Consider the following 10,682-nt stretch of genomic DNA (forward strand, 5'->3'; position numbering starts at 1 on the left):
ATCCATGCACCGGAAACAGACCCAAAGGTACCCCACTTATCTTCAATAAACTTTGAAGAACCGTCTCTTCTCAAAACTCCTTGAAAGAAGTATTTCTCATCGTAATCGTAACTCACCTGACCAAAATAACTGGCAAGCATATATTCTTCTGTATAAGAAGACGATGGTGAAGAAACAACGGCATTGTTCAACTCCAGACTAAACGGGTCAGCCAGGTTTGATTTAAAAGCCGACAAACGCTTATAATCCAGAGCAGATGCTTCCTGAGCAACAAAAACCTTAACATTATGATTGTCAATTTTTTTGGTGTACTCCAACTTATTGGTGGTTGTGTAAGCAAAATAGTTCTCTTTAACTTTATATATGCTTCCCCCCTGATTGGCTGAACCACCATAAAAAGCATTACCAAGATTATCATAATCAGAGGTTAAATATTCAACCCCAAATGTAGTGCTAAAGTTGAAATCCTTTAAAAAGGTAGCCTCTAACCTTGAATTTCCTGAAAATTGCTTATTGTCGGTCCGAACAACATCATGAACGCTACTGGCCACTGCATTGGTTAAAGCGCCAAAGCGACGTGTTCCGTATTCATCATCACCGTAATCATAAATAGACTGACCTTCAAAAATTGGGTCAGGAACTTTGTTACCCTCAGCATCTCTGGCATAGACAGGATAAATAGGAGGCATATTGGCCACAAACCAAAAACCATTGTTGGAATCTTCGTCCTGACCTCCGGCAAAATTAGAAGTTGATTTCATGAAACTCATGTTCATGGTACCTTTCAACCACGATTTAACCTGGTGCTCAATATTGGCACGACCAGTAAATCTTTCATAATCCGAATTAATATAATATCCCTGATCGTCCAACCAGCTAAAAGAAGTATAATAACGATTTTTTTCGTCACCGCCACTTAGGCGCACACTGGCTTCTGTCCGATTAGCATTTTGAAACAATGCATCCCGCCATTTTTCAGGTGTGTATTTTCTTGAAACCCCTGGGTTAAATTTTCCGGTATTGGGATCAATTAAATCTGCTCCATCAGCATCCCACATATTATAATACTGATCAAAACCAGGAGTTGAATTTGGATCAGCAAAAATCCATGTATTTGCATATTCAACAGGGTCAACAGCACCTCTAAGCATTCCGCGTGTTTTCAAAGCGCTCCAGGCCGTTTCAACATAACTCTCTGGCTCTGTAAAAACATCATATTCAGGTAGCAAACGGAAGTTCACACCATGTTTCAAATCAACCTCAACTCTGCTTTCGCCTTTTTTTCCTTGTTTGGTGGTAATAATTACCACACCGTTAGCACCTCTGGAACCATAAATTGCGGTAGCAGCGGCATCTTTCAAAACTGTAGTTGATTCAATATCCGATGGTGCTATAGAGTTAATATCTCCCTGCAAGGGAATACCATCAACAACATATAATGGATCTCTACTACCATTAATTGAACCAATTCCACGAATCCTGATATCCGCGCTGGAACCAGGCTGTCCATTTGAATTAATTACCTGAACCCCGGCAACTTCACCAGAAAGAGCCTGCGAAATATTGGAAACATTCTTTGATTCAATCTTTTCAGCATTAACTTTGGCAGCTGTACCAGTAAAAGATTCCTTAGTTGCAGTGCCATAAGCCACTACAATCACTTCATCCATTGAAATAGACTCTGATTCAAGTGCCACATCAATGGTAGTTTGTCCCTCATAAGCAATTTCCTGAGATTGCATTCCGATGAAAGAGAAAACAATAATTTCTGCATCTTCAGGTACATTCAAAGAAAATGTACCATCTACCTGGGTAACAGTACCCACTGTAGTTCCTTTAACGAAAACGGAAACACCGGGTATCGGCATACCATCTTCATTTCCCGTAACAGTCCCTGTAACAGTCTGAGCTTGTGCTAAAACAGAACCAAGCCCTAAAACCATTAGGAACGAAAGTGCTAAAAGTACTTTCTTCATAGATTATAGGTTTAAAATTAAAAAATAGAACAATAAAAGAACGCACTCAAATTAATGAATGTTTTCAAGTTTTATCACAATTTAACACATGATTTTTATCATAAAATAACCCGTGAATCATAACCATGACCTTTATCAGGTCTTTTGGAACATTTCATTAAGCCGAAAAGAGGTTTTGTGTGTATTCTGTCACAAATATATAACTTTTTACTTTCAAAAAATAACCTACAGCTTTTTTTTGCGTTTTCTAGCAAGAAAACACCCCTAAAACGCCCCACCAACCTTATGTGTTTTAACCATTCTCCAAAACCACCCCCTAAAAAATGGGGCCAACAAACATTATTTTAAGTTTTTCGAAACACACAACCCCTAATTAACAAACCTTGCATAACAGCAGACAATAGTTTTCTACTGTTACCTAAAAAAAACAAACAATAGAGGTTTTGGTTTAATTGGTTAAGACAGCCGAACCTCAACAAGAGGTCTTTTGATGGAAACGGTGGAAGTTAGAGGCTGGAAGTTGGATGGTAGAGACTGGATAGTAGAAGCTGAATGATTATTACTCAAAAACTATATACTCCATAATCCATGCCCCATGCCTTAATCTCCATGCTCCATGCCACTTTCTCCATGCCGCATGAGTGCCCCTTGGGGGGAATTAGGGGGCCCCTTTCACATTCCCCATTTCATCAAACACCAATCGCTTTGAAAAAAGAATACTTAATACCAATGTGAGTGTGCAACCCACAAAAATGGCAAGCATAATCATCACCTGATATTTTATCGCCACAGCAGGAGAAGCCCCACCAAGAATCTGACCTGTCATCATTCCAGGAAGGGAGATCAACCCTATAACAGACATGGTTGCCAATAATGGGTTCAGACTTTCTATGAGGGCACCCTGTATAAATGGTCGAAGTGCCAGACGTGAACTGCCACTATTGGTCAGGAGAAAGTTGTACAACTCTTTATCCCTGGAAAGCCCCTTAAAAAAAGCCGTTAAACCGACTATATTATGATTAAGAGAATTACCGAGAACCATTCCGGAGATAGGAACAAAATAACGAGCATCGAAAAAATAGTCCGTTTTTATCACAAAGCCCAGAAAGAAACCATCAATTATGGTCATAGAAACAAATCCGGCAAGAATAAAAGGAAATAAAAACTGCTTCCAGGAAATGCCAACCCTTTCTACAACAGTGCCACCTCCCACAATAATCATTATAAGAACCCAAAGAGAATTAATCCATGCACTGTTTATCTCGAAAATCCACTCAAGATACAGTGCTACCAGGAAAAGTTGGACAACCATCCGAATTACACTTACAATCAGGTCACGATTCAACCTTACTTTGTAATAACTGAAAATCAGAAAAGGAATAATGAGGATTGAAAATCCTAAAATCAAATCCTGAATTTTTATGTCAATCATTGTTTGCATTGTCTGACTTTTTTGTCCTCAAATAATTTAGCGGTTTTCGTTGAAAACTTCTTATTGTGTATGTTGCTTCGCAACTCTTTTTTATTCAAAGATTACAAAGGTTCCATGAATAAAAAGTTTTGCGGGTAAGGGTATCCCTTATACAGGCACAGGAGGTGAGCACAAAATAATTGCTGCACAAGTGTTTCTTGTCAACAAATACACCACTTTCCGGCAAGAGTTTCACTTCTCTTCTTCTAACAAATTTACCTTCCAACCATCACACCCTCTCCCCTTTCTCCATGCTCCATGCCTTTTGCTCTCCTTTATCATTACAGGGCAACAACCTTATCAACTGATTCTATCCACATTTGATTATGCGAAGCCGATACAATGGTTTTTCCTTCCAAATCGTTTATCACCCGAATCAGGTTTTGGATAGATTCCTCATCAAGCGAAGAGGTCGGTTCATCCAACAAAATGACATCTCGGTCGAGCGAGAGACAAACGGAAATAACAATCCGCTGTTTTTGTCCACCACTCATTTCATCAAAGGGTCTGTGAACCATATTTTTCTCCAGACCCAGATTTTGCAAAAAACGTCCGGTATTTTCTCTTTTGTTCCCGGCACCTAACAATTTCAGTAATTCATCTCCACTGGTTACAGGCAAATTAATATTCTGAGGTACATAAGTCATAATGGATCTGAGCTCTTTAACAGAATTCTTATTTAATGACGTTCTGTTTATCTTAACATTACCTTTGTCTGGCAATATATAACCCTGAATGATTTTCAATACCGAGGATTTTCCACTTCCGGATGGACCGGAAATACAAACATGGCCTCCCTCCTCTACAGAAAAGGAAAGATTGGAAAATACTTTTCCGGTTGAAAATGAAAGTGTGATTTCTTCAAATTGGATCATATTACATTATAATGTGTATCCTATAAACAATAGTTCGTAAAAGTTGGCTCGTAGCTATTAGCTCTTAGCTCTTAGCTCGTAGCTATTGGCTGGTAGCTGGTAGCTGGTAGCTCTTAGCTATTGGCTGGTAGCTGGTAGCTCTTAGCTCTTGGCTCGTAGCTATTGCCTTTGTCCTACCCCCTTTACGGCACTTTAGGGAACCACTTAAGCGGCATCATCCTCCTTATTAATCCCCCTTGGGGGGATTTAGGGGGCACTTGGGGGGATTTAGCTGGCCCACCATTTTTATTTTACCTGCCTTATCGTTACCTTTGCGCGTTCTAAAAGACTAAACACAAACATAATGATAAAAATAACATTACCCGACCAATCGGTACGTGAATATGCGGCAGGTATCACCGGCGAAGAGATTGCCCGTGACATCAGTCCGCGTCTGGCCAAAGAGGTTTTGGCCATCACAGTGAATGATCAGTTGTACGATCTTCAACGGCCGATCAACGAGGATGCAAATATCAAACTCCATAAGTGGGAAGATGCCGAAGGCAAACATGCTTTCTGGCACTCCTCAGCACACCTTTTGGCTGAAGCTTTAGAAGCCCTCTATCCAGGCATGAAATTTGGAATCGGACCAGCTATTGAAAACGGATTCTACTACGACGTGGATCCGGGTGAAGAGGTATTGACCGATGCCGACCTGCCATTAATTGAAAAGAAAATGCAGGAGCTGGCCCGTCAGAAAATGGAGTACCAAAGACGCGATGTCTCCAAACAGGAAGCCCTGAACTTTTTTGAAAAAAAGGGTGACCCATACAAAGTTGAGCTGATAAGTGAACTGGAAGATGGTACCATTACCTTCTACGAGCAGGGAAATTTCACCGACCTTTGTCGCGGACCTCACCTGCCAAACACTGCTCCCATCAAGGCCATCAAGCTATTGAGCATTGCAGGTGCCTACTGGCGTGGTGATGAAAAACGCAAACAGTTGACCCGTGTATATGGTATTTCATTTCCCAAACAGAAATTGCTGGAAGAACATCTGCAAAAACTGGAAGAAGCGGCCAAACGCGACCACAGAAAATTAGGAAAAGAACTGGAACTGTTTGCTTTTTCGAAGCGTGTAGGCCAGGGATTGCCGCTGTGGCTGCCCAAAGGTGCCAAATTACGGGAGCGTTTGGAAAATTTCTTAAAGCGCGTACAGGTAAAATATGGTTACGAGCAGGTAATTACCCCACACATCGGTCAGAAAGAGCTTTATGAAACTTCCGGCCATTACGCCAAATATGGAGCTGACTCATTTCAGCCCATCCACACACCAGCCGAAGGTGAAGAATTTCTGCTCAAACCCATGAACTGCCCTCACCATTGTGAAATATACAATGTAAAACCTCACTCTTATCGTGACCTTCCGGTCCGATACGCTGAGTTTGGTACCGTTTACCGCTACGAACAAAGTGGTGAATTACATGGTTTAACAAGGGTAAGAGGATTTACCCAGGACGACGCACACATTTTCTGTCGTCCCGACCAGTTGAAAGATGAGTTTAAAAAAGTAATCGACATCATCTTTTATATCTTTAAAGCACTTGACTTTAAAGATTATATTGCCCAAATCTCCTTGCGGGATGCAAGTAATAAAGAAAAATACATTGGCTCGGATGAAAACTGGGAAAAAGCGGAACAAGCTATCATTGAGGCATGTGATGAGAAAGGACTGGAAACCGTAGTGGAAACAGGTGAAGCTGCATTCTACGGCCCCAAACTGGATTTTATGGTACGCGATGCCATCGGACGCAAGTGGCAGTTGGGAACCATTCAGGTTGACTACAACCTTCCGGAACGTTTTGAACTGGAATACATCGGTCAGGACAACCAGAAACATCGCCCCATCATGATTCACAGAGCGCCATTTGGAAGTATGGAGCGTTTTGTTGCGGTTCTGATAGAGCATACTGCCGGAAAATTCCCATTGTGGCTGACTCCGGAACAGGCAGTAATACTGCCCATCAGCGAAAAATACAACGAATACGCAAAAAATGTTTTAAATTTCCTGAATAATTCCGATATTCGCGCCGTGTTAGACGACCGTAATGAGAAGATAGGTAAAAAGATACGCGACAACGAATTAAAACGTATCCCTTATCTGTTGATTGTAGGAGAAAAAGAAGCCGATAATAATCAGGTTTCAGTTCGTCGTCAGGGAGAAGGAGACCAGGGAGTTCAGACACTTGAGGAGTTTACTGCGTTCATTAAGAAAGAAGAACAGAAACTGCTTGAGGAGATTGAAACCTCCCCTAGCCGTTCGCAAGGAGGGGAATAAGGCCCCCCGTCCCTCCAAAGAGGGGCCAAAAAAAGTAATTTGGAAAGAGAATTGAAAACAAAGGCTGACAAAGCCTTAAAAATAAATAACTTAATTGTTTAATTAAAAGTAAAGGAGGGTTTAGATATAGGAAGACCAAGAAAAAATACCGGACGCAACCCCAAAGATGAACTCAGGTACAGGACAAATCGTCAAATCCGCGTACCTCAGGTACGACTGGTAGGTGATAACCTTGAGACACCCGGGGTGTACCCGACACCGGATGCCATGAAACTGGCTGATGAACTGGAATTGGATTTGGTAGAAATTTCACCAAAAGCTGATCCACCGGTATGTCGGATCATTGATTATCAAAAGTTCCTCTATCAACAAAGGAAGAAACAAAAGGAACAAAAGCAGAATGCAGTTCAGGTTTCGGTTAAAGAGGTCAGGTTTGGCCCCAATACCGATGAACATGACTACAATTTCAAGCTGAAACATGCCGAAGGCTTCCTGAATAATGGCGACAAAGTGAAAGCTTTCGTATTCTTCAAAGGACGTAGCATCCTGTTTAAGGAAAAGGGTGAGATATTATTGCTCCGCCTGGCACAGGACCTTGAAGAAGTAGGAAAAGTGGAACAAATGCCTAAGCTGGAAGGAAAACGCATGACCATGTTTCTTTCGCCGAAGAAGAAAAAGTAGTTGTCTATTTTTTGAACTAAATATATAGAACAATGCCAAAAATGAAGACGAATTCCAGTGCAAAAAAGCGTTTTTCAATCACTGGAAGCGGAAAAATCAAGCGTAAGCATGCTTTCAAAAGTCACATCCTGACTAAAAAGGCTACTAAAAGAAAGCGTAACCTGACTTATTTTGGTGAGGTACACAAAGCAGACCGTAACAACGTGAAGCTTCAACTTGCCATGAAGTAGGTTATGGGTTAGAAATCAGAAGCTGTAGGTTAGAGATTAGAATATAAAAAATCTCATTGAAAGCCTCTTGAAATCTAACAAAGGTTGCTTAAAAATTATTTTTAATCGTTGAATGACTTAGCTAAAAGATCCCGTCGAAAGGGACGCTAACCATTCTAAAAAACAGTAAAAAATGCCTAGATCAGTAAACGCTGTTGCTGCAAGAGCACGAAGAAAAAAGGTGATGAAACTCACCAGAGGGTATTTTGGCCGTCGTAAAAATGTATGGACAGTTGCCAAAAACGCCTGGGAAAAAGGTATGGTTTATGCCTACCGCGATCGTAAAGCCAAGAAAAGAAATTTCCGCTCACTGTGGATTCAGCGTGTAAACGCTGCTGCCCGTCTGGAAGGTATCTCTTACAGCCGCCTGATGGGACTCATGAAAGAGCAAAACATCGACATCAACCGTAAGGTTCTTGCCGACCTGGCTGTTAATCATCCCGATGCTTTCAAAGCGGTGGTGAAAAAAGCCATGAACAAGAACTAAACGTTCAGATAACAATATTAAAGCCCGCAACCAAGAAACTGGTTGCGGGCTTTTTTTCTGCCCCTCGATTCCGCATTGCCCTCTGTCTGCCCCATACTACCCCTCGTTTCCGCACGAGGGGCTTTCCTCCCGTCGTCTCCTGACGACAAAAAAATGGATATCGGCACACCGCTTTCTCAATAATTGGTGTCATTGGGAATTCTCGTCAGAGACGAGGGGTTACAGCCCCCTCGATCGGAATCGAGGGGGGAGAGAGGATTTTCCACTACGTAATTGTTCTAAAGCCAAATCGCGCATGGCTCTATATTCGAATGTTTCTTTTTTCTTGTCTGTCATAAACTGCAATATTAACATTTATTGGTTTATGAACAGAGTTTATTTTACACTCACCCCAAATCCTATCTCAACCCGATGCATGGTTACAGAATCAGATTCGGTACAATAATAATCCTGGCTGAAGATGATATAATTATATTTATGAAAAGGGGCAACCCCAAGCCTTAGCTCTAAATCATGCAAACTCGTTTGATTGTTAATCCACTCATCATCCTCAACAATATATCTCTTTTCAAGTCCTTCCTTTGGAACTCGCTTTTTGGGAAACCCTTCAACACCTTTAACCCCCCCCCATAGACCCGCTCTAAAATTGGCCCCTGCGATATCTTTATGAAGAGGTCTATCGTCATAATAATGACCTTCTACAATCACCTGCCAGTGAAAGGGAGTTGGTATCTCCCGCTCTACAACATTTTCCTGATAATGCACGTAGCTTTTAGTGGTATCAATGATGCATACCACGGTATCATTAGTGACAGGTTGAGCAAGGATTTCTTGCCCTATACATAATGCTAAAACAATAAAAACTAAGTGTTTCATGATTAATTACAATTTTCTTTAGGCCATTTTGGCAAAAAATCCATTCTGAACAAGTTATAATTCCGATAATTTTCAAGATCTTGATAATACTTCTGAAAAGCATCTGTTTCTCTTAGTCCTCCCCAAGCCAATACTTCCAGAAAAGTATCCAGATCCCAATATGAAATATTTTCTACTCCTTCAGGGCCGTTCAAAAATTCTTCCCGAAGGCTGGAATTATCCGAAAGGTTAAAAAAATCTTTTAAACCTTGTTTCATAAATTCCAGATATTTATCTGCCATGTAATTGTGTTGACTAGGTTCTACTCCTCCATATAGAAGCTTATATTGCGTCCAGTCTTTAGAAAAATCAGGTTCCGGAGCTAAACCGTTATGAATTTCTTCCTGAAAAATTTTGCCAAAAATATAAGCATGAAAACATTCATGAAGGATAGTGCGTGCTAAAGCTATAGAAGGGGCAGACAACCGGTCTTGATCTATAATTATGGTCATTTTAGTACGAGTACCATCGAGAATACATCTCCCGTTAGCATTAATACTATCTAACTGACCAACTTTAAAAATCACATCAATCTGACTTTTCCCTAATCCAAACCCGGCCAGCAAATCATTAATGATATTGCCTTTGTCGAGTTTTTGCTTTACGCAATCGGCTTCGGTATTTTCAAAAGAGGGATGGTTCTTTACGATTTTTGGCGATGAAGGTAGATAATCTCCTTTATTTATCCCACTTCTACCACTACTGCTGCCACCTCCGCCTCCTGAGGGTCTATACGTTACATAAGGAGATGAACCTCCAGCTCCTCCACCCTCAAATCCCTCTGTCCACACAAGAACAGTCTTGTACCGTTGATAGCAGGTTGTTCCATTGTAGTAATTAACGCCTCCTGATGATACTCTCGTTTCATAACAGATTGTACAAACAATAACTGCATAAGCTGCTACTTTTTTAAGTTGGTTGGTTTTGGTTTCATCCTCTACCGGAACAAATCCTTCAAGAATTTCTCCCTCCTTATATTCCCACGCATTCGCAAAACTACCATCCAGGTGAGAAAAGACAATTAAACCGGAAAAATCAGTTCCACGGTTATAGTAATCCATGGAATCGATGCTGCCCCCTTCTGCCAGATACTCTTCATCGGGCATGACAGTCATCATAAAGCCTCGCGTTTCTCCGGTTTCTTCATCTGTCTGCACCACGAAACGGGTGCGTGAAGGCAGATTTTCTTCATTTTTGCCTGTTTTGCCACTTTTTAAGTTCCCCGTGCCATTGATTGCTTCGGCATAGGACTCTTCGTTGTCAACACTATAAACGGGCACTTCAACATTTTTGACATTACCAACACTACTGGTAAGGCCACTTTCCCAATCTCCCAACAAAGGATGTTGAACTGTGGAATTGCTTGTGCTCTTTGTCTGTGATTGTTCTTCCAGAATCACATCTCCTCCTGTGTGAGCATAGAACCAGTCACGAGCCGAAGCAATAGACTCATAATCGGGAGCGACTTCCTCCTGAACAGGTTCAATTATTGATTCATCTTTTTCACAACTAACGAGAATCACAGAAAGAAAGAAAGAAAGAAAGACGATGCCACAGTTGTGGCGGAAAGAATTTTTTTCATGGGTATTAGGTTTTAAAAAGTTAAAATTAATGCTGATAAAGCTAAAAAGTTTAAGAGAAAAACGCAAGCATTTTTTACTGGAAACATCATTCAACCAAAGAATTGAGAT

9 protein-coding genes are annotated in these 10,682 nt (G+C 41.0%); 4 read left to right on the top strand and 5 right to left on the bottom strand.

Going from position 1 to position 10,682, the window contains the following annotated elements:
• From QZZ43_RS11030 to QZZ43_RS11040, 3 genes are all read right to left on the bottom strand, one after another.
• Window positions 1-1,976 (bottom strand): SusC/RagA family TonB-linked outer membrane protein (locus QZZ43_RS11030; protein ID WP_291859036.1); only part of this gene is annotated, 1,976 nt, incomplete at its 3' end.
• 658 nt (window positions 1,977-2,634) lie between these two features.
• Window positions 2,635-3,417, bottom strand: a complete 783-nt coding sequence (locus QZZ43_RS11035) for an ABC transporter permease (protein ID WP_291859039.1) — start codon at window positions 3,415-3,417, stop codon at window positions 2,635-2,637.
• A 311-nt stretch (window positions 3,418-3,728) separates the two neighbouring features.
• Window positions 3,729-4,322: an ATP-binding cassette domain-containing protein gene (locus tag QZZ43_RS11040; protein WP_291859042.1), complete on the bottom strand. Its 594-nt coding sequence runs from the start codon at window positions 4,320-4,322 to the stop codon at window positions 3,729-3,731.
• A 343-nt stretch (window positions 4,323-4,665) separates the two neighbouring features.
• Here QZZ43_RS11040 and thrS point away from each other — a divergent pair, with 343 nt between their 5' ends.
• The 4 genes from thrS to rplT all read left to right on the top strand — a co-directional run bounded on the left by thrS (window position 4,666) and on the right by rplT (window position 8,076).
• Window positions 4,666-6,639 (top strand): threonine--tRNA ligase, encoded by a 1,974-nt coding sequence (gene thrS / locus QZZ43_RS11045; RefSeq protein WP_291859045.1) that lies wholly within the window; start codon window positions 4,666-4,668, stop codon window positions 6,637-6,639.
• A 126-nt stretch (window positions 6,640-6,765) separates the two neighbouring features.
• The gene (infC, locus tag QZZ43_RS11050) at window positions 6,766-7,320 is read left to right on the top strand and encodes a translation initiation factor IF-3 (protein ID WP_291859059.1); all 555 of its coding nucleotides are present in this window, start codon (window positions 6,766-6,768) and stop codon (window positions 7,318-7,320) included.
• 32 nt (window positions 7,321-7,352) lie between these two features.
• Complete coding sequence (gene rpmI / locus QZZ43_RS11055) at window positions 7,353-7,550, top strand: 50S ribosomal protein L35 (RefSeq protein WP_291859047.1); 198 nt, start codon at window positions 7,353-7,355, stop codon at window positions 7,548-7,550.
• A gap of 172 nt (window positions 7,551-7,722) precedes the next feature.
• Entirely contained in the window at window positions 7,723-8,076 is a 354-nt protein-coding gene (rplT, locus tag QZZ43_RS11060) for a 50S ribosomal protein L20 (protein WP_291859050.1), read from the top strand.
• Between the two features lie 375 nt (window positions 8,077-8,451).
• Here the strand turns inward: rplT and QZZ43_RS11065 are convergent, their stop codons facing one another.
• Window positions 8,452-8,952 carry a hypothetical protein gene (locus QZZ43_RS11065; protein ID WP_291859052.1) on the bottom strand — a complete coding sequence of 167 codons (501 nt, stop codon included), beginning with the start codon at window positions 8,950-8,952 and terminating at the stop codon, window positions 8,452-8,454.
• Between the two features lie 2 nt (window positions 8,953-8,954).
• A partial coding sequence (locus QZZ43_RS11070) for a hypothetical protein (protein WP_291859056.1) occupies window positions 8,955-10,682 on the bottom strand: 1,728 nt, incomplete at its 5' end.

The organism is Marinilabilia sp. (assembly GCF_016278715.1).
GTDB lineage: Bacteria > Bacteroidota > Bacteroidia > Bacteroidales > Marinilabiliaceae > Marinilabilia.